The sequence below is a fragment of the Pedococcus badiiscoriae genome, assembly GCF_013408925.1.
Taxonomy (GTDB): domain Bacteria; phylum Actinomycetota; class Actinomycetes; order Actinomycetales; family Dermatophilaceae; genus Pedococcus; species Pedococcus badiiscoriae.
The window spans coordinates 2107419-2130524 of the sequence record NZ_JACCAB010000001.1 but is presented as its reverse complement, the minus strand read 5'-3'; the positions used below and the strand labels follow the sequence as shown (position 1 = coordinate 2130524).

Here is a 23106-nt window from a genome sequence, read left to right as displayed (position 1 = left end):
GCGGTTCGTCCCGGAATGGGCCAGGGACCCGCGGGGTTGCACCGGACATGAGCGACTGGAATGACGGTGTCATCGCCGAGTTTCGTGCGAACGAGGGCAAGGTCGGTGGCTACTTCGAGGGCGCGCCGATGATCCTGCTGCACCACATCGGGGCGAAGACCGGCACGGTGCGGGTGACTCCGCTGGTGTACTTCCCGCAGGACGACGGCTCGATGCTCGTCGTGGCGTCCAAGGGCGGTGCCCCGACGAACCCGGACTGGTACCACAACGTCCTGGCCAACCCCCGGTTCGAGGTCGAGGTGGGCACCCGCACGTTCACCGTAGACGCCGCGGAGCTCAGCCCGCAGGAGCGCGCGAAGCATTGGCCGCTCATCGTGGCAGAGCGACCGGGCTTCGGCGAGTACGAGACGAAGACGAGCCGGGTCATCCCGGTGCTGCGGCTGCGCCCCGTCGCCTGACCCGGTCCGCGCCGGGAACGGCAGAGCCTCAGAGCGCCCGCATCCGGTTGTTGCGCGGGTTGTGCTCCACCTCCGCGAGCCCGAGCTCCTCGAGCAGCGGTGGCAGGTACATGCCGACGCGGCCGCGGTAGCCCTTGCGCAGGCCGTACCAGCCCCCGACGGGGTTGGCCTCCGACCGACCCCAGGCCTCGACCGTGCCGTCCTTGGCGGGCTTCTGCTCGTCGGCGCTGCCCAGCGGCACCCAGTCGCCCTGCTCGCGCAGCCAGGCGTGCAGGTCCTCCACGACCCGGGCGTCATAACGCAGCGTGGTCGAGCCCACCTGGCAGACCAGCTGCGCCGGGTCGGCATCGTCGTCGCGGTACATCGCGTACTCGCCGGTCCCGGGTGGGGTCTTCAGTGCCCAGGGGTCGTCCTTCGTCCCGCTTCCGCTCATCGCTGCTCCTCGATCGTGGGGACCTGCCGGCCTGACAGCGCCATCTTGAACCCTTCGTGCGACGCGGTGAACCCCAGTCGCTCGTAGAACCGGTGCGCGTCGGCCCGTCGCTTGTCGGTGGTGAGCTGCACGAGGGCGCAGCCGCGGCGTGACGCCTCCGCGACGGCCCACCGGATCAGCTGCTCCCCCAGGCGCTGCCCGCGTTGGCTGCCTGCCACCCGGACCGCCTCGACCTGTGCGCGCAGCGCGCCCCCACGCGCCAGGCCGGGGATGACCGTCAGCTGCATAGTGCCGACCACGACGCCGCCGTCGTCCAGGACCACGAGCAGCTGAGCCGGGTCCGCATCGATGGCCGCAAAGGCCCGCAGGTATGCCGCCAGCTCACCCGGCGACTCCCGGGTCGCCCCGAGCTGGTCGTCGGCGATCAGGGCGACCACGGCCGGCACGTCCTCGCGGGTCGCGCGTCGGAGCACCACCGGACGGCCCCCGGCGTCCAGGGCTGCCAAGGGGGCGCCCACGGCCGCGGGGGGCGGACCGTCGTCGGAGCCGGCGGCATACCGGTCGGTGGGAGTCGCAGCGCGCTCGAACCAGACGTGACCCGTGAAGGCGAGGGCGCGCTCGAGCCGCACCCTCGAACGCTCCATCATCTCCGGGAGGGCGTCGAGCGCGAACCAGCCGACCTCGAGCGACTCGTCGTCGTTGACCCGGGCCTGCCCCGACAGGTACGTGGCGGTGAAACACAGGTCGAGGTACTGGGCGCGGTCGCCGTTCGGGTACTGCTGAGCGGGCAGCGTCCACACGCCGGTCAGGTCGTCGATCCGCGCCGCGACCCCGGTCTCCTCCGCGATCTCGCGGCGAAGCCCCTCGGCCGGCTGTTCACCCGGTTCGAGGATGCCACTGACCAGGGCCCACTGGCCGTTGTCGACGCGGCGGCAGAGCAGCACCTCACCATGCGAGTTGCGCACCACCGCAGTCACGCCCGTCAGGAAGAGGAGCTGGGTGCCGACCCGTTCACGCAGGGCGAGGATGAACTCCGGAGTCGGCATGAGTCGACCCTAGCCACCCGGCCGCGTGCTGCGGGCCGCCTGCTAGCGTCGTTGGCAGTCACCAGCCCACCAGCACGCGAAGGGTCCCACCGTGAGCACCTCCCCCGTCAAGGTCGCCGTCACCGGCGCCGCCGGCCAGATCGGCTACAGCCTCCTCTTCCGGATCGCGAGCGGTTCGCTGTTCGGCCCGGACACCCCCGTCGAGCTGCGACTGCTCGAGATCACGCCGGCGCTCAAGGCGCTCGAAGGCGTCGTCATGGAGCTCGACGACTGCGCGTTCCCGACGCTGGCCGGGGTCGAGATCGGCGACAACGCGGAGAAGGTCTTCGACGGCGTGAACCACGCCCTGCTCGTCGGCGCACGGCCGCGCGGCCCCGGCATGGAGCGCGGCGACCTGCTCGAGGCCAACGGCGGCATCTTCGCCCCGCAGGGCAAGGCGCTGAACTCCGTTGCCGCCGATGACATCCGGGTCACGGTGACCGGCAACCCGGCCAACACCAACGCCCTCATCGCGATGAGCAACGCCCCCGACATCCCGCAGGAGCGCTTCTCGGCCCTGACCCGTCTGGACCACAACCGCGCGATCAGCCAGCTGGCCGCCAAGACCGGTGCCGCCGTCACCGACATCACCCACATGACCATCTGGGGCAACCACTCGGCCACCCAGTACCCCGACCTGTTCCACGCCGAGGTCGGCGGCCGCAACGCCGCAGAGCTGATCAACGACGAGGCGTGGCTGGCGGACACCTACATCCCCACGGTCGCCAAGCGCGGCGCGGCGATCATCGACGCGCGGGGCGCCTCGTCAGCCGCCTCCGCGGCCTCGGCCACGGTCGACCACGCCCGCGACTGGGCGCTCGGCACGGCCCCCGGTGACTGGGTCTCGATGTCGGTCCGCTCGGACGGCTCCTACGGTGTGCCGGAGGGGCTCATCTCCTCCTTCCCCGTCACCACGAGCAACGGCGACTGGCAGATCGTCCAGGGCCTGGAGATCAACGACTTCTCCCGCGCCCGCATCGACGCCTCCGTCAAGGAGCTCGAGGAGGAGCGCGACGCGGTCCGCGGCCTGGGCCTGCTCGGCTGAGGCAGTGCCGCTGACCACGCGTCGTTGACCCCGCGCCGTTGACCCCCGCGCCGCGGGGTCAGCGGCCGGGACGCAGGTCGAGCACCGAGGTGATGACGGCGAGCGCCAGTCCGAGGGCTGCCATCGTCACCACGTCGATGCCCCGGGAACGCACCGCGAGTCCACCACTGCGCGCCGTGGGGAGCACCAGGCGCAACAGCGCCGCCAGTCCGAGGCCAGCCGCGAGGACGTAGCCCGCGAGCCGCACCTGGTCGAGCAGGAAGAGCCCGACACCGAGCACCAGGACCGGGGCGGCGACCCACCACCAGCCCAGGCGCGGTGCGATCATGCGGGTCAGGCCCGGGTCTCGGCGAGCTGACGCTCGGCCGCTGCCACGATGTTGGACAGCAGCATGGCGCGAGTCATCGGACCGACGCCTCCGGGGTTGGGGCTGACCCAGCCGGCCACCTCCGCGACGTCGTCGGCGACGTCTCCGGCGACGACTGACCTGCCGTCCTCGGCAGTGATCCGGCTGACGCCGACGTCGAGGACGGCGGCACCCGGCTTGACCATGTCGGCCGTGATGAGGCCGGGCTGGCCGGCGGCGGCCACCACGATGTCGGCCTGGCGGACCTCCGCGGCGAGGTCACGGGTCCCGGTGTGGCACAGGACGACCGTGGCGTTCTCGCTGCGTCGGGTGAGCATCAGCCCGAGCGGCCGGCCCACGGTGATCCCGCGCCCGACCAGGGCCACCCGGGCCCCGGCGATCGGCACGTCGAACCGGCGGAGGAGCTCGATGCAGCCCGCTGGGGTGCACGGAAGCGGCGCGGGCTTGCCCAGGACGAGCCAGCCCAGGTTGGTCGGGTGCAGGCCGTCGACGTCCTTGGTCGGGTCCACGCGCGAGAGCAGGGCGAACTCGTCGAGCCCCGTCGGCTGCTGCACGAGGAACCCGGTGCAGTCCGGATCGGCGTTGAGCTCGTCGATGACGGCCTCGACCTCTGCCTGCGTGGCGCTCGAGGGCAGGTCGCGGCGGATGCTCGTGAGCCCGATCTCGGCGCAGTCCCGGTGCTTGGCGTTGACGTACCAGCGGCTGCCGGGGTCGTCACCCACGAGCACCGTGCCGAGGCCCGGTACGACGCCGTGCTCGCGCAGCGCGTCCACCCGCCCGCGGAGCTCGTCCTTGATGGTCGCCAGGACCGCTTTGCCGTCGAGGATGCGTGCCGTCACGAGCCCGTATCCTGCCACGCCCGACTGCGACCGCCCGCGGCAGTGCCGCTGCGTGGTCCGGGGCACAGGACTGGCGCGGGACGAGGCGGAGCGGAGGTCAGGGTGTTCCCGCGGCGGCCGCCAGCGCGGCGATCGCCTGGGTGAAGCACTCCGCGGGCGGGGTCACCAGGCCGGCGCCGACCTGGCCCGTCCCCGCCACGCGTCCCGCCATGCCGGTGTTGATCTGCGGCAGGATCCCGGTGCGCACGACGGCCGAGACGTCGATCCCCGTCGGCGTTCCGCGGAACTCCAGGATGGGCACCTGGTATGCCGTGTGCTCGCCGACGGTGATCTCGTACATGGTGCGCGTGGCCCGCAGCGCCAGGGGCACGTCGCCGCCGACGAACCGGACGATCGCCGGCGCCGCCGCCATCGCGAAGCCGCCGATGCCCGCCGTCTCGGTGATGGCCGAGTCCCCGATGTCGGGGTTCGCGTCGTCCGGCCCGTACGAGCCCAGGAACAGTCCCTCGGGCGTGTTGGCCGGGCCGGTGAACCACTGTGCGCCGGTGCCGGCCGTGCGGATCCCGAAGTCCGTGCCGTTGCGGGCCATGGTGGTGACCACGGTCGAGCCCGCGATCCCCTCGGCCGCCAACGTGGACAGCTTGCAGGCCGGCATACCCAGGTTGAGGAAGAAGTGCTCGTTGGCGCCCGAGAACCGCACCGCCTCGGCGATGTCCGCGGACGACGCCTCGGCGACGATGAGCGAGGGCAGCAGCTCGCGCAGGAGCATCAGCGAACCGGCCCGGTTGCGGTTGTGGCCCTCGTCGCCCATCTGCAGCATCTGGGCGATGATCGACTTCACGTCGATGGGACCCGCGGCGCGGATCGCCTGCTGCAGCAACGGCCCCAGCACCGAGTTCATCCAGTGCAGCCGGTCGATGACCTCGGGGCCGTAGGCGCCGTAACGCAGCACCTTGCCCAGTCCCTCGTTGAGGGAGCACCACGAGGTGTGGTCATGGACCTCGTCGCGCAGCTCGTAGACCCACATCGAGGGCGAGATCACGCCGGCCATCGGTCCGACCGCGTCACGGTGGTGACACGGCTCGAGCTCGACGTCACCCCGTGACAAGGCAGCCTCGGCGGCCTCGGGGGTGTCCGCCATCCCCTCGAAGAGCATGGCGCCGATGAGGGCTCCGCGCAGCGGCCCGGAGGCCCGGTCCCACTCGATGGGAGGACCGGCGTGCAGGAACGTACCGCGTTCGAGACCCAGCGCCTCGCTGGCCGGACGCACGTCGACGAAGTCGGCGCCTGCCGCCGTCATCCGCTGCAGCGCAACGGCATTCGCGTCGGCGCGGCGCGCGTCACCCAGGACGGCGGTCAGGTGGGCGGCGGTGCCGTCGAGGGGTGGCTGCCAGTCCGTCTCGGTGACCACCACCGCCTGGTCGCGCAAGGCGTCCGCGAACATCGAGGCACCAGCGGTGGCGAGCACCGGGTCCGCGGCCAGCAGCCCGTGCAGGGGCGAGGTCATCGAGGTCCTCCCAGGGGGTCGGTGTCGGACAGCAGGTCGGCCGGCAGGTCGGACAGCAGGGACAGAGCCGTCCGGGTGGCTTCGGCGTTGGACAGGTGCACGGACGCGCCCGCCGCGGACAGCGCCGCGGCTGTCGCGGCAAGGTCCTGGGGGTCCCCACGGGTGCCGGTGAGCGAGACCACGACCGGCAGCTCGCGCCCGCCGGAACGGGCAGCCTCGCGCGCCCCACGGATGGCGTCCGCGAGCTCGGGCCCCGGGTCGGGGTGGGCGCCGTGACCGAGCACGAGGTCGAGCAACAGCACCCCGCAGGTCGGGTCGCTCCCCTCGGCGGCGACCCGCTCCAGCCGCAGGGTCGGGTCGATCATCGGGTGGGCCCGACCCCGGGTCAGGCCGTCGTCGCCGAAGTCGATCACGACGTGGTCGTCGGCCCGCAGGTCCGCGTCGAGCGCCAGCTCGGGGGCGAGCGGGATGTTGGACCGTATGCCGCCGAGCTGCGCCCCGGCGACGAGCATCGCCTCGTCGGCGAGGGTGCCGCCACAGAAGAGCCCGCGCAGGTACCGGCCGCTGGCTCCCGTCGCCGCGTCGAGGGGGTCGAGCGGGTCGCGCGAGTCGTGCGCGGGCCAGGACGGCCAGGTGGGGACGGCCTGCCCGCGGGCCTCGAGGAAGGCCTCCACGGCGGCCGTCAGGTCGGGGCGCCCGGTGCCGAGCGTCGCCCAGTGGACCGGCTTTCCGAGCTCGCCGGCATACGCCTCGAGGTCGGCGAGCACCTGCGCGGCCGGAGGCTTCGACACCACGATGATCGCCTCGGTCGACTCGTCTGCCGCGAGCGCCGCGAGAGCCTGCCTCGTGGAGCGGCCGCCGACCGTGGCCGAGAGGTCCCGGCCCCCGACGCCGAGGCAGTGGCTCACCCCCAGCCCGGCGGCGTCGAGCAGGGCCATCGCCTGCTGTGCACCGGTGCCGGACGCCGCGACGATGCCGACGGGGCCCCGCTCGACGACGTTGGCGAAGCCCAGGGCGACGCCGGCGACGACGGCGGTGCCGCAGTCCGGCCCCATGACCAGGATGTCCCGGGCGGCCGCGGCGTCCTTGAGCCGCACCTCGTCCTCGACCGGCACGTTGTCCGAGAAGAGCATGACCGAGACACCGCGGTCGATGGCGTCGTAGGCCTCGACGGTGGCGTACTGGCCGGGGACGGAGACCAGGGCGAGGTTGGCAGCCCCGACCGCGACGGCGCGTCCGAGGGTGCGAGGGGCAGGGGCCTCACCGAAGCCGCCGGCCTGCGACCCCGCGGACCGCAGGGCGGCCAGGGCCGTCTCGAGGGCGGTCAACCCGCTGGCGACGCCGTTCTCGTCCTCGGCTCGGATCGCGACCACGAGGTCGTTGGGCTGGACGCCGGCGGGGACCGAGAACCCCATGCCGGCGATGACGTCGAGGTTCAGCTCGGTGGCCATCGCAACCTGTGCGGCCGCCACGCCGGGGGCACCGGCGACCTGCCGGGAGACCTGCATCAGGCTGACCGAGTCGTAGTAGGCCCCGCTGCGGACCTCGAGGTGGTCGGTCACTGAAGGCTCCTGGGGGTCATGGCCGGGCGGCCGGAGTGGACGAGCAGGTCGGGGGCGCCGAGGAGGTCAGCCGAGTCAGCCTCGTCGAGGGCGTCGAGCGCGTCGAGGCAGCCGGCGAGGCCGCCCAGCAGGTCGGCACCCGAGGAGTGACCGATGGCGAGCACCTCGCGGATGGCTGCGGCGACCTCGTCGGGGAGCGTGGAGCCCGCGGGGCCGGTCTCCCCCGTCAGGCGTGCCGAGCCCGTCGGGGCTGCGCGGTCGGCGCCCGCCAGAGCCTCGGTGAGGCGCACGACCGGCGCCACGGCATACCCCCGCGCAGCCTCGGTGAGCAGGGCCGCGGACAGGCTCGTGGTCGTCGCGAGCAGCGGACGCACCGCCCGCCAGAGGCGGCCCAGCAGCACGTCGGATCCCCGAGGGTGCAGGCGCAGGGCGAGCATCACCCCGCACAGGACGTCGTCGCCGCTCGGGGTGAGACCAGGTCCCCGCCCCACCAGCTCCTGCACCCGGGACGGCAGGGAGCGCTCGTCGCCGGTCAGTCCTTGCGTGAGCACGCGCGAGGCGGCTCGCCAGGGCAGAGCCAGGGGGGCAAGCGGCGCACCGAGGAACGTCGCGACGGAGGCGGTCGGCACCCGGCGCGGGTGCCAGGTGCGGACGGCGCGGATCGTCACGCCCGGCAGCAGCACGTCACCACCACCCACCACGACGTCGTCGCCCGGCTGGACGCCCCACCCGACCCTGGGCAACGAGGTCGCGACGGCCAGGGCTGTCGGCAGGCGCAGGCCGTCGGGGGTCACGACCGGGAGGACCCGCGCGTGGCCGCCGACCTGGAGGTAGAGCGCCGTCGGAAAGGTGCCGAGGACCTTCGCCGAGCGGGCGGGTCCGTGGACCAGCGTGGCAGCACGTTCGGACACCGCTGCCGGCCAGAGCGGCTCGGACGCTGTCACGGACGACCTCCGGTGCGTGCGGGTTCCTCGGGGTTTCCTCGGACTGACGCAGCGACGCTATCGAGTGCCGTTACAGTCGGCTCATGGTGAATGTTGCCAAGGATGACGCCCTGGTTGACGCGGAGTTGCCATCGGCCTCCCCCCTCACGGCCCCGCCCAGCCACGACCTCGTCGGCGGCGTGAGCCTCGAGCGACTGCTGGCGCTGCCATCGCTGGCGGGCGCTCGGCTGCTCCACGACCCCGACGAGCCGGCGCGAGGCGTCAGCCGGGCCTCGTTGCTCGGCGCCGCACCTGAGCCCCGCCACCACCTGGTCTGCGCGGACGCCGAGACCATCGAGGCCTGGCAGGCAGCAGGCCGCGACCCCTTCGAACAGTGCTCCCTCGACGGTGCCACCGCGCTGGCCGTCGCCGGCGGCACCTCCGACCAGGCCCTGCACTGGGGCTCACAGGCCGCCGCGGCGAGGCTCCCGCTGGTGCTGGCATCGCGCACCGCCGCGCCCGAGCGGATCGTCACCGAGGTCCTCGAGGCGGTGCTGGACCAGCAGGCCGGCATCCTCGAACGGGTCGAGGAGGCCCACCAGATCCTGGTCGGGGTCGTCCTCGCCGGGGGTGGGCTCGAAGACCTCTGCCAGCAGCTGGCCGGGTTCCTGGGAGGCGCGGCCATGGTGACCACCAGCGACGGTCGGGTGCTGGCCAGCGCCGGGTCGGAGGCCGACCTCGCCGCGGCACTGTCCCTCGACTGCTTCGACCGCACCGGCCGCCTCATCACCGAGCACGAGCCGGTCGGCATCCGCCCTCCCCACGGAGCCAGCGCCCGCCGCGCCATGGTGCGGATCGCCGCGGGCAACCTCAACCACGGGCTGCTGGCCGCGTTCGTCGGGGACCGCGCCCTCACCGCCGACGACGTCCACCTGCTCGAGCGGGCCGCCACGGTGGCGGCGCTGGCCATCACCAAGGAGCAGGCCGTCTCCGCGGTCGAGAGCAAGTACCGCGCCGAGTTCCTGCGGGACGCCCTGTCCGGACGGGCCGGCTCCCCCACCGAGGCCGTGGCCCACGCGGCCTCCCTGGGGTGGGACATCGACCGCCGGCTCGTCGTCGTCGTCGCCGAGACCGACGAGGACGACGCGCACTCGACGCGGTCACCGGAGGAGGTCGGCGTCCTGCAGGAACGCTTCTCGCGGGCATGGAGCCAGGCGATGGCAGTGCGGGACCCGCGGGCGCCGGTGATGGGGTTCAGCCAGGAGGTCGTCGCGCTCTGCGGCGTCTCGCCCACGGCGGACACCGACGCGATCATGCGCACCGTCTCCGAAGTCGTCCGGGTCATCAGCGGGATCGGCGGCGGCGGTCGGCGCACCTTCTCCACCGGTGTCTCCCGGCCGATCGACTCCGTCGCCGACCTGCCGCAGGCCTACGACGAGGCGCTCAGCGCGGTGAGCGTCGGACGCCAGCTGCACGGTGACTCGGCGGTCACCCACTTCGACGGCCTCGGGGTCTTCCGGCTGCTCGCGCTGATCCCGGACAGCGCCGACCTGCGCCGCTTCGTGGACGAGTCGCTGGGCGGCCTCGCTGCCGACGACTCCCCCGAGAACGTCGACCTGAGGCGCACCCTGTCGATCCTCATCGACACCAACATGAACGTGGCCGAGACGGCCCGCCGGCTGTTCTTCCACTACAACACGCTGCGCTACCGGATCGTGAAGCTCGAGAAGATGCTCGGCCCGTTCACCACCGACCCCCAGCTGCGGCTCAAGCTCGCGCTGGCCCTCAAGGTGCACCAGATGCGGGGCATCTGAGCCCCTGTAGGCGTCTGCATGCCGTCCGCATGCGTCTGCATGCCGTCCGCGTGCCATCCGTGGGACCCCACATGAAGGTGCCGCGCCCTCTGGCGGGAGGGACGCGGCACAGCCCATTCGACTCCTCCGGGACGGGAAACGCGAGCGCGCCACTCCGCATACTCTGCCGAAAGGCGCTCCGGCTCCGATAGCAACAATTGCCCAATGCACCGGCCCGGTCTGGCCGCTAGTTTTCGCCTATCCCGAACGGGACTGTGGGCCACGTCACCTGGGGTGGCCCCTGGTGGATAAAGGAGTCCGCATGTCATTGGGCCTGGGTTGGAAACTGCATGGAGACGGCCGCACCATGGGCCCCGATGACGTCGTCGCTCCCGACGAGCGACTGTCGTGGGGCAAGACGATCGGGCTCGGCGCCCAGCACGTCGTGGCCATGTTCGGGGCAACGTTCGTCTTCCCCCTGATCATGGGGCTCAACGCCCAGCTCGCGATCATGATGAGCGGCGTCGCGACGATCTGCTTCCTGCTGATCGTCCAGGGCAAGGTCCCCAGCTACCTGGGGACGTCGGCCTCGTTCGTCGGGGCCGTGGTGGCCATTCGCGCACAGGCGGGCTCGACCTCGGCCACCGTCACCGGTGCGATCCTCGTGGCGGGCGTCGTGCTGGCCCTGGTGGGTGTGCTCATCCACTTCCTCGGGTCGGCCGTGCTGCACAGGGTGCTCCCGCCGGTCGTGACCGGTGCCGTGGTCATGCTCATCGGCTTCAACCTCGCGCCGGTGGTCGCCAACATCTACTGGCCGCAGGACCAGTGGGTCGCGCTGCTGGTGATGACCTTCACGATCATCTGTGCGGTCGCCTTCAAGGGCTTCATCGGGCGCATCGCGATCTTCCTCGCGCTGATCTTCGGCTACGTCCTGTCCTGGCTGTTCGACAAGGGCTTCGGCAAGATCACCTCGTTCGACCCCGGCGCCGGCAAGATCACCACGCACTTCCGCACCAACTTCCAGGGCATCAAGGACGCCGCGCTGTTCGGCTTCCCGCCGCACACCCAGGTCGTCGGTGGCAAGGAGGTCGTCGGCTGGCACGCACCGTCGTTCTCGGTGGCCGCCATCCTGCTGGTGGTGCCTGCCGTGATCGCCCTGATCGCCGAGAACACCGGGCACGTCAAGGCCGTCGCCGAGATGACCAAGACCGACCTCAACCCCTACATGGGTCGCGCCATCGCCGCTGACGGCTTCGGCACGGTGGTGGCCTCCGCGGTGGGTGGTTCGCCGACGACGACCTACGCCGAGAACATCGGGGTCATGGCAGCGACGCGCGTCTACTCGACGGCCGCGTACTTCGTCGCGGCGATCGTGGCGATCCTGTTCGGGTTCTCCCCGAAGTTCGGTGCGCTCGTGGCCTCGACCCCCGGTGGCGTCCTGGGCGGCATCACGGTCGTCCTCTACGGCATGATCGGCCTGCTCGGCGCCAAGATCTGGAAGGAGAACGGGGTCGACTTCGGCAACCCGATCAACCTGGTCCCGGTGGCTGCCGGCATCGTCATCGGCATCGGCAACGTGACGCTCAAGTTCACCGACAGCTTCTCCCTCACCGGGATCGCGCTGGGCACCATCGTCGCCGTGGTGGCCTACCACGTCGCCAAGGCGCTGGCACCCGCCGAGCTCCGAGCCCGGGCCGAGGGTGCGGTCCTGACCGTCGGCGGTCGGGAGACCTACGGCGACAGCGACGGGGTCGACGACCTCTACCAGGACGACGCCCGACGCTGACCCTCGTGGTGCGGGCCCCCGATCCAGCATCGGGGGCCCGTGCCATTTCCCGGCCATTCCCCCGCCTGCGCCGACCACTCGGCCCCGCCGCTCCCCCGCCCTTTCCCCCATCCACCGCAGAAGGCAGGATCAGTCCGTGAAGCCCGCGCCGTTCGTCCACCACGCCCCTCGCACCGTCGCGGAGGCGGTTGCGGTGCTGGCCGAGGTGGGACACGACGGCAAGGTCCTCGCGGGCGGCCAGAGCCTCATCCCGATCCTCAACATGCGCCTCGCCTCACCTGCCCACCTGGTCGACATCAACCAGGTCTCCGGTCTCGCCGACGTGGTCGTGAGCGACACCGAGGTGCGGGTGGGCGCGCTGGTGCGCCACGCGCAGCTGGAGCACCACGCGCAGGCGTATGCCGCGTTGCCGCTGCTGCGCCAGGCGCTGGTCTGCGTGGCCCACCCGGTCATCCGCAACCGGGGCACGACCGTCGGCTCGATCGCCCACGCCGACGCGGCCGGCGAGATGCCCGCGATGCTCGCCCTGACCGACGGGGTGGTCGAGGCCGTCTCCGCCTCCGGCTCCCGCGAGATCGCCGTCGCCGACTTCTTCCTCGGAGCGCTCGAGACGTCCCTGGCCCCAGAGGAGCTGGCCGTCGCGGTGCGGTTCCGACGGTTCGCGGCGGGCACCGGCACGGCCTTCATGGAGCGCGCCCGGCGGCACGGCGACTACGCCATGGCCGGCGTGGCCGCTGCGGTCCGCACGACCGACGGCGTCGTCGCGGACGCCCGCCTGTCGTTCGTGTCGGTCACCGACGTGCCCCGCACCCTCGACGTCACCTCCGTCTTCGCCGGCCTGGAGCCGGCCGCGGTGGACTGGTCGGCCGCAGGCGACCTGGTCCGCGATTCCATCGACCCCGAGGGCGACATCCACGCCACTGCCGAGTACCGCGCCATGCTGGCCGCCGAGCTCGCCCGACTCACCCTGACCGAGGCCGCCGCGAGCTCCGTTGCGCCGCAGCCGGTCCCGCACGACACGGAAGGACCAGCAGCATGAGCGAACCGGCCACGGAGGAGCTGCTCGACCTGACGGTCACCGTCAACGGGGTGCCGCGGCATGCCAAGGCTCCGGCCCGTCGGCTGCTGTCGGACTTCCTGCGCCACGACCTGCGGCTCACCGGCACCCACGTCGGCTGCGAGCACGGGGTCTGCGGCGCCTGCACGGTCCTCGTCGACGGCCGGCCCATGCGCTCCTGCCTGATGTTCGCGGTCACCGCCCAGGCCCACGCGATCACGACCGTCGAGGGGCTCGGCACCATCGACTCCATGGGTCCGGTCCAGCAGGCGTTCACCGAGTGCCATGGTCTGCAGTGCGGCTTCTGCACCCCCGGGTTCCTGACCACCATCACGGCCTACCTCGACGACCACCCCCACCCGACCGCCGAGGAGGCCCGCGACGCCATCTCGGGCAACCTGTGTCGCTGCACCGGTTACCAGAACATCGTGAAGTCCGTGCTGCGCGCCGCCGAGCTGAAGTCCGAGACCACGGCGGGACCCGCATGACGACCCAGCTGTTCGGAGCGCGGGTGGCACGCAAGGAGGACCCGCGCCTGGTCACCGGCGGGGGTCGCTACCTCGACGACATGGGTCACGGCGCCCTGGCCGCCGCGTTCGTGCGCAGCCCGCACGCCCATGCCCGGATCCTCGACATCGACGTCAGTGACGCGTTCGAGATCGACGGCCTGGTCGGCATCTGGACCCATGAGGACCTGCCGGGCAAGGTCGGCGAACCGCTGCCGCTGCTCATCCCCCACCCCACCCTCACCCACGGGCGCACGCAGTTCGCCCTGGCTCGCGACGAGGTCAACTACGTCGGGGAGGCGATCGTCATGGTGGTCGCCCGCGACCGCTACATCGCCGAGGACGTGTGCCAGCGGATCCGGGTCGACTACGAGCTGCTCACCCCGGTCGTGGGGATCGCCAACGCCCGCGACGGGTCGGCGCTGGTCCACGAGGACGTGCCCGGCAACGTCGCCTGCCGCATGCTCCAGGAGGTCGGTGACGTCGATGCGGCCATCGACGCCGCGCCCCACGTCCTCGAGCTGGAGCTCGACATCGAGCGCAGCGCCTGCATGCCGATGGAGGGCAAGGGCGTCCTGGCCCGCTGGGACACCGACAAGGGCGAGCTGCGCATCTTCTCCTCCACGCAGACCTCGACGGGCGTGCGGGCCGCCGTGGCCGCCAAGCTCGACCTGCCGCTCGCGAAGGTCGAGTGCATCGCCCCCGACGTGGGCGGCGGCTTCGGGGTCAAGATCAACCACCCGTGGCCCGAGGAGGTCCTGATCCCTTGGGCCGCAAGGCTCCTCGAGCAGGAGGTGAAGTGGACCGAGGACCGACGCGAGCACTTCATCTCCAGTGCCCACGAGCGCGGCCAGCTGCAGCAGGTCCGGGTCGGGTTCGACGACGAGGGCCGCATCCTCGGCCTTGACGTCAAGTTCTGGCACGACAACGGCGCCTACACCCCGTACGGCATCATCGTGCCGATCATCACCAGCACCCAGCTGCTCGGTCCCTACAAGCCGGGCGCCTACCGCTGCGAGTTCTGGTCGCTCTACACCAACACGGTGCTCGTGACCCCCTACCGGGGCGCGGGACGCCCGCAGGGCTGCTTCGCCATGGAACGCACCATGGATGCCATCGCGGACAGTCTCGGGATCGACCGGGCGGAGGTGCGTTCGCGCAACTTCATCCTCCCGAGCGAGATGCCCTACGACCACGGGCTGCTCTTCCAGGACGGACGACCCCTGAAGTACGACTCGGGCGACTTCCCCGCCTCCCTGGCCAAGCTGAAGGCACTCGTCGGCTGGGACGACTTCGCGGCATACCGCGCGCAGGCCGAGGCCGAGGGCAGGCGCGTCGGTCTGGGCATCGGCTGCTACGTCGAGGGCACCGGGGTCGGCCCCTACGAGGGTGGACACATCCAGATCGAGACCAGTGGGCGCGTCAACGTGTCCACCGGCCTCACGTCGCAGGGCCAGGGGCACGAGACCGCCTTCGCCCAGATCGTCGCCCAGGAGCTGGGTGTCCCCCTCGACGATGTCTTCGTCACGACCGGCGACACCCGCCGCATGCCGTATGCCGTGGGGACGTTCGCCTCCCGTGCCGCGGTGACGAGCGGCAACGCGATCGCCCTGGCGGCGCGTGCCGTCCGGGCCAAGGCACTGCGCATCGCGGCGGACGCCCTGGAGGTCTCGGCGGAGGACCTCGAGATCGTCGACGGCATCGTGCAGGTCAAGGGCGCCCCGGGCACCCGGATGTCGTTGGGCACGATCTCGGTGATGTCCAACCCGCTGCGCTACGCCTTCGACGACGCGGCCAAGGCAGCCACCCAGTTCGCGGGGAACACCGACCTCAGCAAGCCACCCGTGGCGGACGACGACGAGCCCGGCCTGGAGGGCAGGGACTTCTACTCCCCGCCCCAGGCCACCTTCGCGAACGGCATGCACGCGGCCATCGTCGAGACCGACCCGGTGACCGCCGAGATCCGGATCCTGCGCTACTGCGTCATCCACGACTGCGGCACCATGATCAACCCGCTGATCGTCGAGGGCCAGGTCCACGGCGGCGTCGCCCAGGGCGTGGGCGGGGCCCTCTACGAGCGGATGGTCTACGACGAGTCCGGGCAGCTGCTCAACGCCTCGTTCATGGACTTCCTGATGCCCTACGCCTCCGAGGTCCCGTTCGTCGAGACTGACCACCTCGAGACCCCCTCGCCCCTGAACCCGTTGGGGATCAAGGGCGCCGGCGAGGCCGGGTGCATTCCCGTCACGGCGGTCATCGCCTCGGCCATCGAGGACGCCGAGGGCTTCCCGATCACCTCGATGCCGATCTCCCCGGTCGAGCTGTGGGAGCTGCGCCAGCGGCACGCCCGCGGCGAGATCCCCTCACTGGCCCGCACGCGGCACAACCCATCGCAGCAGGAGGCACGATGAAGATCTCCGGAACGGCCGCCCTCAGGGCGACCCCCCAACAGGTGTGGGACGCGTTCCACGACCCCGCGGTGCTCGCGCGCTGCCTGCCCGGCTGCGAGTCCCTCACCGAGGTGGGCCGCGACGAGTACGCGATGGTCGTGACCGCCGGCGTGGCGGCGATCAAGGGCACCTACGAGGGCAAGGTGGCGTTGCTCGACCCGCGGCACCCGGAGCAGTTCACGATGAAGGCGCAGGGCGCCGGAGGCCCGGGAACCGTCGACGCCGATGTCGTGGTCCGCCTCGCGCCTTCTGCCTCCGGTGGCACCGACCTGGGCTACGACGCCGACGCGGCGGTCGGTGGGGTGATCGGCGGTGTCGGTCAGCGGATGCTCGCCGGGGTGACCAGGAAGATGGCCGGGCAGTTCTTCGAGGCCGTCGACGACGACATCGCCGGCGTCCGCAAGGAGGACAAGAAGCCCAAGCCGGTCGACGTGCCGAGCGGTCCGCGACCCATCGAGGGCGTCGGCACCGCGACCGCCGCCTTCGCCGGCCGGCCCTACGCCTGGGGTGTCGTCTCCGGCGGGGTGATCGCGCTGGCCGGGGTTATCGTGGGATGGGCGATCGGAGGACGTTGATGCGCGCTTTCACGGCGGCTGCCATCCAGCTCGCACCCGTGCCCGGGCCGTTGTCCCCGGAGTCGGTGCGCAAGAACCTGGACAAGTGCGTCGACTTCACGCGACGCTGCGTCGACGCGACCGGGGCCGAGCTCGTCGTGCTCCCCGAGTCGGCGACCACCGGGTTCACCCCCGACTGCACCACCGAGGAGCTCTGGGACCTCGTCTCGGACATCCCGGGGCCGGTCACCGAACCCGTGCAGGCCGTGGCCCGCGACCTCGGTGTGTATGCCGTGCTGGGCACCTACGAGCGGGGGCCGGAGCGAGGCGTCATCTACAACTCCTCGGTGCTCATCGACCGGTCCGGCGAGGTGATCGGGGTCTACCGCAAGACGCACCCGTTCTGCACCGAGCACGTTGACGGTGGCGGTTGGGTCACGCCCGGCGACACGGTGACGGTCTGCGACACCGACCTGGGCAGGATCGGCATGATCATCTGCTTCGACGGCGACTACCCCGAGCTGTCGCGGATCCAGGCGGTGCAGGGCGCGGAGGTCATCTGCCGACCCAGCGCGCTGCTCCGGTCGGCCGACATCTGGGAGCTGACGTCGCGGGCGCGCGCCTACGACAACCACGTCTTCGTCATCGGCGCCAACGCCACCGGGACCGACCCGGCCGGGGTGCTCTACTTCGGGAACTCGCACATCGTGACACCCACCGCGCACATCGCCGCCAAGGCCGCCTCGCACGAGGGCTGGGTCTCGGCCGTGCTCGACCCGGCGACCGCCCTGTCGTCCCTCACGCCCGGCTCGAACATCGGCCAGGGTTTCGACCACCTGCGCGACCGCAACCTCGACCTGATCCGCGCCCACCGCGACGACCTCGAGCGCCCCGCGCAGACGTCCTTCCCCCACTGACGGCCGCCCGGCAGGATGGGCGCCATGGACTGGACCCTCGAAGTCGTCATCCTGCCCGTCTCCGACCTCACCTCGGCCATCGAGTTCTACCGCGACAAGGTCGGCTTCCACCTCGACCACCGCACCACCAACGACCACATGGACGTCGCCCAGCTGACTCCGCAGGGGTCCGGCTGCTCCGTCGTCATCGGCACGCTGCCCTCGCAGCAGGAGATGGCGCCCGGGTCGATGCGCGGCCTCCAGCTCGTCGTCGCCGACGCCGCGTCTGCCCGCGACGAGCTGGTCGGCCGGGGTGTCGAGTGCAGCGAGGTCACCGTGTTCGACGAGCGGGACGGCGGCACCTTCTTCGGCTTCGCCGACCCTGACGGGAACACCTGGGCCGTCCAGCAGCTCAAGGTGCGCGGCGAGAAGCCGCTCATCCCCCTGGACCACCGGGGCCGCTTCGGCGAGGCCTGACCCGCGCCTGCCCGACCGCGGGCCACGGCCTGCGCCGGGACGTACGGCGGATGGGCACCACGCGGCATACATCGCCGATGTGGTTGGCAACATGTGCCAAGGCGAGGCGGACGCCTGACCTGTTGAATCTCACCCATGGCTCAGCGGCGGATCAGGATCGGCATCGACACCGGCGGCACGTTCACGGACGTCGTGGCGTTCGACGAGGACTCCGGCGAGATGGTGACGACCAAGACGCCGTCCACGCCGAGCAACCCGGCTGACGGCTTCATCAACGGCGTCTCGAAGGTGCTCGACCTGATGGGCGCCGCCGGGGCCGACATCACCGCGGTCTGCCACGGCACGACGGTCGCCACCAACAAGCTCCTCGAGGGCAAGGTGGAGCGGCTCGGGTTCATCACCAGCGAGGGCTACGAGTTCATGCTCGAGATCGCCCGCCAGGCGGTGCCGGACGGCTACGGCAACTCCTACTTCTGGGTGAAGCCGCCGCGCATCGTGCCGGCCGATGCCGTGCGCACGGTGGGCGGCCGGATGGACTTCCAGGGCACCGAGCTCCGGCCGTTCGACGAGGAGTCCGCCGTGGCCGCCGCACGCTGGTTCCGCGACCGGGGGATCACCACCCTTGGCGTCTGCTTCCTGCACTCCTACGCCAATGACACCCACGAGCTGGCCATGCGCGAGATCCTGCACCGCGAGCACCCCGAGGCGATCGTGTCGATCTCGAGCGAGGTGCTGCGCGAGTACCGCGAGTACGAGCGCTCGATGACCACCCTCGTCGACGCGGCGGTCAAGCCCAACGTGAGCCGCTACGTCACCAACATCCACACCCGCCTGGACGACTTCGCGAGCGGGATCCCCTTCTACATCATGAAGTCCAACGGGGGGGTGCTGTCGGCCGACGAGGTCGTGCACCAGCCGATCACGACGGTCCTGTCGGGTCCTGCGGCGGGCGCGCTCGGCGCGGGGCTGATCGCCAGACGGGCCGGGTTCCCCAAGGTGCTGACCTGCGACGGCGGTGGCACCTCGACCGACGTCAGCGTGGTCCTCGACGGCGAGCCGACCCTGACGACCGAGGGCACGGTCGGGGCCTACCCGAGCAAGATCCCGATGATCGACGTCGTCACCGTGGGCGCCGGCGGCGGGTCGATCGCGTGGATCTCCCCCGAAGGAACGCTCAAGGTGGGGCCGCACTCCGCCGGCGCCGACCCGGGCCCGCTCTGCTACGCCAAGGGCGGCACCGCGCCGACCATCACCGACGCGCACGTCGTCCTCGGGCGGATCCCCCCGCACCTGCTCGGCGGCGAGATCCCCCTCGACGTGCAGGCCGCGCGCGAGGGCATCGACTCCCTCGCCGGACAACTCGGCATCGACCCCGTCCGCTGCGCCACCGGCATCCTCGAGATCTCGGCGTGGAACCAGGCCAACGCGCTGCGTCAGGTCTCGGTCAAGCGCGGCCTGGACGTCCGCGACTTCATGCTCACGACCTTCGGCGGGTCCGGCTCGCTGCTGGGCTGCCGCCTCGTCGACATCCTCGACCTCGCCGGGGTCGTCGTCCCGCAGAATCCCGGCAACGTCTCCGCCTTCGGCCTGCTCACCGTCGACGTGAAGAACGACTACGTCCAGACGATGGTCTCCAAGCACGCCTCGCTCGACTACGCCGCCGTCCAGCGGACCTTCGACGAGCTCACCGCCAAGGCCGCGAAAGCCCTTGACGGTGAAGGCTTCCCGCGCGACGAGCACCGCTACTCGCGCACCGTCGACCTGCGCTACTTCGGCCAGGCGTTCGAGGTCAGGGTCGCCGCGCCGGAGGGTGCCGTCGACGAGGCGTATGCCGCCGACGTCGCCGAGGCGTTCCACGCCGAGCACCGTGCGCTGTACGGCTACGACTTCCGCGACGACCCGAGCCAACAGGTCGAATGGGTCAACCTGCGCGTGACGGGCGTCGGTCCGATCACCCGCCCGGAGCTGCGCGACCTGGCTGCCGCAGCCGAGGAGCAGGACGACGTTGCCACCCGCGCCCTCAAGAGCAGCCGGCCGGTCTGCTTCGACGCGGACGCGGGCTACGTCGACACCCCGGTGCTGTGGCGACCTGACCTGCGCGCGGGCGACACCTTCGCGGGGCCGGCGATCGTGGAGGAGTTCGGATCGACCGTCCCCGTGCACCCCGGCTTCACCGTCCGCGTCGACTCGATCGGCAACCTCGTCATCACCAAGGAGCACTGATGGCCAACAACGCCGGCCTGCCCACGGCATACGAGCACGGCAACCGGCTCACGCCGCTGGGCACCACGGTCGACCCGATCCTCGTGGAGATCGTCCAGGGGACCCTGGCGAGCGTCGAGATGGAGGTCGAGACGGCCATCGCGCGCACCAGCCGCTCCCCCATGATCCGGGACGCCCACGACTTCCGGGCGGGCATCCACGACCGCCAGCTGCGCAAGCTCACCGGCCGGTCCTACTCGGCGCTCGTGCACCCGATCGTCCGCGACTTCCCGCTGGCGGAGATGAGCGAGGGGGACGTCTTCTTCCACAACGACGTCTACGAGTCCGAGGGCGGCATCGGCCACCTGCCCGACCTCTGTGTGACCGTCCCCGTGTTCAGCGGTGGTGAGGTCGTGGCCTTCGTGCAGGCGTTCGGCCACCACGACGACATCGGTGGCGCCGTGCCCGGGTCGATGCCCAGCGACGCCTCCAGCGTGTACGAGGAGGGCCTGGCCGTCCCGCCGATCAAGCTGTGGGACAAGGGAGTTCCCAACAAGGCGGCGCTGCGGATCATGACCCGCAACTCCCGCATGCCCGACTCGCTGGCCGCGGACCTCGACGCCGAGTGCTCGGCCTGCCTGATGGGCGCCCGGCGCCTGTCCGAGCTGTTCGAGCGCTACGGCCGGGACACCATCGAGGCGGCCTTCGACACCATCCTGGACCAGACCACCGAGACCTACCGGCGCGAGATCCTGTCCAAGATCCCCGACGGCACCTACGTGTGGGAGGACTACGCCGAGCACGACGGCGTGGACGAGCCGCAGCTGCACACCCAGCGGATCACCCTCACCAAGGAGTCCACCGGAGGCCCCGGTCCCGGAGACGGCGGGCCGCGCCTCATCATCGACTTCACCGGCACCGCCCCGCAGGCCAAGGGTCCGATCAACCACTGCGGTGACTACGTCGGCGGCAACTTCCTCAAGAAGTGGCTCGCGCCGATCCTGCGCAACCTCGCCGACACCCCTGAGCGGATGGCCGAGCTCGACGTCAACGAGGGCATCGTGCCGCTCATCGAGATGCGCTTCCCCGACAAGGGCACCCTGCTGACGCCGATCTTCCCGGCCCCGACGAACGCCCGGACCTTCGTCATCCTGCGGCTCCTGGGCGTGCTGGCCGGCGTCGTGGCCAAGGCCGTCGACGGCAAGATGCCCGCCGACCAGGAGACCATCCGCTACACCGGTGTCTACGGCAAGGACCGGGACGGCAACGACTACCTCATGCGCGAAGTGCTCGGCGGTGGTTCGGGTGGCCGCTACTACGCCGACGGGGAGGACACCATCCACGTCGTGCCGGACTCACGCAACCTGCCCACCGAGTTCACCGAGAGCCGGTTCCCCTTCATCGTCGAGCGGCTCGGGCTGGCCGTCGACTCCGGCGGCGCCGGGCGCTACCGCGGCGGCCTGGGGTACGAGAAGCAGATCCGGATGCTCAAGGACGCGCACTTCATGTCCATCGCGGACCGCTCGATCCTCGCCTGCTGGGGTGTCAAGGGCGGCAAGGCCGGCAGCTCCTTCAACGTCACCATCGACCTCGGCGGCCCGGACGAGCGGGAGGTCGACGCGCTGGCCGACGCCGAACCGGTCAAGGCAGGCCAGCTGATCCGGATCCGCACCACCGGCGGTGGCGGCTGGGGCGACCCGCTCGAGCGTCCCTACGAGGACATCGAACGCGACCTGCGCTGGGGCAAGGTGTCGTTGGAGGGCGCGCGCACCGACTACGGGGTGGTCGCCTCGGGGACCAAGGACGCCCCGGTCGTCGATGTCGCGGCGAGCGACGCGCTGCGCGATCAGCTGCGCGACGCCCGCCCCGACGCGGAGCCGTTCTTCGACCGCGGCCCGGGCTACGCTCGCCTCGCCGGCGGCAAGGACGCCGCCGACGTCGACTGGATGTGAGCAGACCGTGAACGCGCCGCTGGAGGACATCGTCGTCATCGACCTGTCGCGGGCCCTGGCCGGCCCGCACGCAGCGATGATGTTGGGAGACATGGGCGCCCGCGTGATCAAGGTCGAGTCACCGGGGACCGGGGACGACACGCGCGGGTGGGGCCCCCCGTTCGTCGGACCCGAGGACGACCCGATCTCCACGTACTTCCTGGCCGCCAACCGCAACAAGGAGTCGATCACCCTCGACCTGAAGTCCGACGACGGTCGCGAGGTCCTCACCAAGCTGGTGCAGCGCGGCGACGTCCTCGTCGAGAACTTCCGGCCGGGCGTCCTCGACCGGCTGGGCTTCTCCGCCGAGCGGCTGCACGAGCTCAACCCGCGCCTGGTGCTCCTCAGCATCAGTGGCTTCGGGCATGACGGACCGCAGGGCGGCCGGGCCGGCTACGACCAGATCGCCCAGGGTGAGTCGGGGCTGATGTCAGTCACAGGTCCCGATGCCGACACCCCCCAACGGGTCGGCGTCCCGATCGGCGACCTGCTCGCCGGCATGTACGGCGCCTACGGTGTGGTGACAGCCCTCCACGAACGCAACACCACCGGCGTCGGGAGGGTCGTGCGCACGAGCCTCCTCGCCGCGCTCGTCGGCGCGCACGCCTTCCAGGGCACGGCCTACACCGTGGCCGGTCACGTGGGTCGCGCGCAGGGCAACCACCACCCGTCGCTGTCCCCCTACGGGCTCTTCCACTGCCAGGACGGTGACATCCAGGTCGCGTGCGGCAGCGAGTCGTTGTGGCGCAAGCTCGCCGAGGCCTTCGACATCGACCCGGCCACTCCCGGCATGGCCACCAACCGCGAGCGCACCGTCAACCGCGACCAGGTGACGGCCGCCCTCAACACCGCCTTCGCGGCATACCCGCTCGCGGGGCTGCTCCCGCGCCTGGCCGAACTGGGCATCCCCGCCGGCGAGGTGCGCACCATCGACCGGGTCTACGACTGGGACCAGACGCGTTCGCAGGGCCTGGTGCTGGACGTCGACCACCCCGTCCTCGGCCACATCGAGCTGCCGGGGCCGCCGATCCGCTTCGACGACAACACGTATGCCGGTGGTCGCAGCGAGCATGCGGCACCTCCGACGCTCGACCAGCACGGCGCGGCCATCCGCGCGTGGCTCGCTGAGCTGAACGCACTCCGGGACTGAGCGGCGGACGCGGTCGTACCATCGG

At 71.5% G+C, this 23106-nt stretch carries 20 protein-coding genes; 13 read left to right on the top strand and 7 right to left on the bottom strand.

Going from position 1 to position 23106, the window contains the following annotated elements; translation table 11 throughout:
- Window positions 1-47: 47 nt before the first annotated feature.
- Window positions 48-458, top strand: coding sequence for a nitroreductase family deazaflavin-dependent oxidoreductase (locus tag BJ986_RS10195; RefSeq protein WP_179421879.1), 411 nt, complete (start codon window positions 48-50; stop codon window positions 456-458).
- A gap of 28 nt (window positions 459-486) precedes the next feature.
- Here BJ986_RS10195 and BJ986_RS10190 read toward each other — a convergent pair whose 3' ends face one another.
- Both BJ986_RS10190 and BJ986_RS16795 read right to left on the bottom strand, forming a co-directional pair.
- The gene (locus BJ986_RS10190; protein WP_179421878.1) at window positions 487-891 is read right to left on the bottom strand and encodes a DUF6855 family protein; all 405 of its coding nucleotides are present in this window, start codon (window positions 889-891) and stop codon (window positions 487-489) included.
- Window positions 888-1937 (bottom strand): GNAT family N-acetyltransferase, encoded by a 1050-nt coding sequence (locus BJ986_RS16795; RefSeq protein WP_179421877.1) that lies wholly within the window; start codon window positions 1935-1937, stop codon window positions 888-890. The genes BJ986_RS10190 and BJ986_RS16795 overlap by 4 nt, the downstream gene beginning before the upstream one ends.
- 91 nt (window positions 1938-2028) lie before the next feature.
- Here BJ986_RS16795 and BJ986_RS10180 point away from each other — a divergent pair, with 91 nt between their 5' ends.
- Window positions 2029-3021 carry a malate dehydrogenase gene (locus BJ986_RS10180; protein WP_179421876.1) on the top strand — a complete coding sequence of 331 codons (993 nt, stop codon included), beginning with the start codon at window positions 2029-2031 and terminating at the stop codon, window positions 3019-3021.
- A gap of 58 nt (window positions 3022-3079) precedes the next feature.
- On the opposite strand, the gene BJ986_RS10175 is transcribed toward BJ986_RS10180, so the two are convergent.
- The 5 genes from BJ986_RS10175 to BJ986_RS16655 form a co-directional block, all read right to left on the bottom strand.
- Window positions 3080-3349: a DUF3017 domain-containing protein gene (locus BJ986_RS10175; RefSeq protein WP_179421875.1), complete on the bottom strand. Its 270-nt coding sequence runs from the start codon at window positions 3347-3349 to the stop codon at window positions 3080-3082.
- A 5-nt stretch (window positions 3350-3354) separates the two neighbouring features.
- On the bottom strand, window positions 3355-4227 hold the full coding sequence (locus BJ986_RS10170) for a bifunctional methylenetetrahydrofolate dehydrogenase/methenyltetrahydrofolate cyclohydrolase (protein ID WP_179421874.1): 873 nt from the start codon (window positions 4225-4227) through the stop codon (window positions 3355-3357).
- A gap of 97 nt (window positions 4228-4324) precedes the next feature.
- A complete protein-coding gene (locus BJ986_RS16415; RefSeq protein ID WP_179421873.1) occupies window positions 4325-5734 on the bottom strand; it encodes a YlbE family protein in 1410 nt (469 codons plus the stop codon).
- Window positions 5731-7296, bottom strand: a complete 1566-nt coding sequence (locus BJ986_RS16410; RefSeq protein WP_337795115.1) for an FdrA family protein — start codon at window positions 7294-7296, stop codon at window positions 5731-5733. The genes BJ986_RS16415 and BJ986_RS16410 overlap by 4 nt, the downstream gene beginning before the upstream one ends.
- Window positions 7293-8240 carry an oxamate carbamoyltransferase subunit AllH family protein gene (locus tag BJ986_RS16655; RefSeq protein WP_179421872.1) on the bottom strand — a complete coding sequence of 316 codons (948 nt, stop codon included), beginning with the start codon at window positions 8238-8240 and terminating at the stop codon, window positions 7293-7295. Before BJ986_RS16655 ends, BJ986_RS16410 begins: the two co-directional genes overlap by 4 nt.
- An 83-nt stretch (window positions 8241-8323) precedes the next feature.
- On the opposite strand from BJ986_RS16655, the gene BJ986_RS10150 reads away from it, so the two are divergent.
- The 11 genes from BJ986_RS10150 (at window position 8324) to BJ986_RS10100 (ending at window position 23081) form a co-directional block, all read left to right on the top strand.
- A complete protein-coding gene (locus BJ986_RS10150) occupies window positions 8324-10033 on the top strand; it encodes a PucR family transcriptional regulator (protein ID WP_179421871.1) in 1710 nt (569 codons plus the stop codon).
- Between the two features lie 346 nt (window positions 10034-10379).
- A complete protein-coding gene (locus BJ986_RS10145; protein ID WP_202881226.1) occupies window positions 10380-11798 on the top strand; it encodes a uracil-xanthine permease family protein in 1419 nt (472 codons plus the stop codon).
- A gap of 136 nt (window positions 11799-11934) precedes the next feature.
- Window positions 11935-12837: an FAD binding domain-containing protein gene (locus BJ986_RS16790; RefSeq protein ID WP_179421869.1), complete on the top strand. Its 903-nt coding sequence runs from the start codon at window positions 11935-11937 to the stop codon at window positions 12835-12837.
- On the top strand, window positions 12834-13343 hold the full coding sequence (locus BJ986_RS10135) for a (2Fe-2S)-binding protein (RefSeq protein ID WP_179421868.1): 510 nt from the start codon (window positions 12834-12836) through the stop codon (window positions 13341-13343). Before BJ986_RS16790 ends, BJ986_RS10135 begins: the two co-directional genes overlap by 4 nt.
- Window positions 13340-15772 (top strand): aerobic carbon-monoxide dehydrogenase large subunit, encoded by a 2433-nt coding sequence (gene cutA, locus BJ986_RS10130; protein ID WP_179421867.1) that lies wholly within the window; start codon window positions 13340-13342, stop codon window positions 15770-15772. The genes BJ986_RS10135 and cutA overlap by 4 nt, the downstream gene beginning before the upstream one ends.
- Window positions 15769-16386 carry an SRPBCC family protein gene (locus tag BJ986_RS10125; protein ID WP_179421866.1) on the top strand — a complete coding sequence of 206 codons (618 nt, stop codon included), beginning with the start codon at window positions 15769-15771 and terminating at the stop codon, window positions 16384-16386. The genes cutA and BJ986_RS10125 overlap by 4 nt, the downstream gene beginning before the upstream one ends.
- Window positions 16386-17282 carry a carbon-nitrogen hydrolase family protein gene (locus tag BJ986_RS10120; RefSeq protein ID WP_179421865.1) on the top strand — a complete coding sequence of 299 codons (897 nt, stop codon included), beginning with the start codon at window positions 16386-16388 and terminating at the stop codon, window positions 17280-17282. The genes BJ986_RS10125 and BJ986_RS10120 overlap by 1 nt, the downstream gene beginning before the upstream one ends.
- A gap of 24 nt (window positions 17283-17306) precedes the next feature.
- Window positions 17307-17738, top strand: coding sequence for a VOC family protein (locus BJ986_RS10115; RefSeq protein ID WP_179421864.1), 432 nt, complete (start codon window positions 17307-17309; stop codon window positions 17736-17738).
- 135 nt (window positions 17739-17873) lie between these two features.
- Complete coding sequence (locus BJ986_RS10110; RefSeq protein WP_179421863.1) at window positions 17874-19961, top strand: hydantoinase/oxoprolinase family protein; 2088 nt, start codon at window positions 17874-17876, stop codon at window positions 19959-19961.
- Entirely contained in the window at window positions 19961-21892 is a 1932-nt protein-coding gene (locus tag BJ986_RS10105; protein WP_179421862.1) for a hydantoinase B/oxoprolinase family protein, read from the top strand. The genes BJ986_RS10110 and BJ986_RS10105 overlap by 1 nt, the downstream gene beginning before the upstream one ends.
- Window positions 21893-21899: 7 nt before the next feature.
- Window positions 21900-23081: a CoA transferase gene (locus BJ986_RS10100; RefSeq protein WP_179421861.1), complete on the top strand. Its 1182-nt coding sequence runs from the start codon at window positions 21900-21902 to the stop codon at window positions 23079-23081.
- Window positions 23082-23106: the final 25 nt, after the last annotated feature.

Coding starts and splice junctions, on each gene's coding strand:
- BJ986_RS10195 (WP_179421879.1), top strand. CDS start 48: ATGAGCGACTGGAATGACGGTGTCATCGCCGAGTTTCGTGCGAACGAG.
- BJ986_RS10190 (WP_179421878.1), bottom strand. CDS start 891: ATGAGCGGAAGCGGGACGAAGGACGACCCCTGGGCACTGAAGACCCCA.
- BJ986_RS16795 (WP_179421877.1), bottom strand. CDS start 1,937: ATGCCGACTCCGGAGTTCATCCTCGCCCTGCGTGAACGGGTCGGCACC.
- BJ986_RS10175 (WP_179421875.1), bottom strand. CDS start 3,349: ATGATCGCACCGCGCCTGGGCTGGTGGTGGGTCGCCGCCCCGGTCCTG.
- BJ986_RS16415 (WP_179421873.1), bottom strand. CDS start 5,734: ATGACCTCGCCCCTGCACGGGCTGCTGGCCGCGGACCCGGTGCTCGCC.
- BJ986_RS10150 (WP_179421871.1), top strand. CDS start 8,324: ATGGTGAATGTTGCCAAGGATGACGCCCTGGTTGACGCGGAGTTGCCA.
- BJ986_RS10145 (WP_202881226.1), top strand. CDS start 10,380: ATGGGCCCCGATGACGTCGTCGCTCCCGACGAGCGACTGTCGTGGGGC.
- BJ986_RS10135 (WP_179421868.1), top strand. CDS start 12,834: ATGAGCGAACCGGCCACGGAGGAGCTGCTCGACCTGACGGTCACCGTC.
- cutA (WP_179421867.1), top strand. CDS start 13,340: ATGACGACCCAGCTGTTCGGAGCGCGGGTGGCACGCAAGGAGGACCCG.
- BJ986_RS10125 (WP_179421866.1), top strand. CDS start 15,769: ATGAAGATCTCCGGAACGGCCGCCCTCAGGGCGACCCCCCAACAGGTG.
- BJ986_RS10120 (WP_179421865.1), top strand. CDS start 16,386: ATGCGCGCTTTCACGGCGGCTGCCATCCAGCTCGCACCCGTGCCCGGG.
- BJ986_RS10115 (WP_179421864.1), top strand. CDS start 17,307: ATGGACTGGACCCTCGAAGTCGTCATCCTGCCCGTCTCCGACCTCACC.
- BJ986_RS10110 (WP_179421863.1), top strand. CDS start 17,874: ATGGCTCAGCGGCGGATCAGGATCGGCATCGACACCGGCGGCACGTTC.
- BJ986_RS10105 (WP_179421862.1), top strand. CDS start 19,961: ATGGCCAACAACGCCGGCCTGCCCACGGCATACGAGCACGGCAACCGG.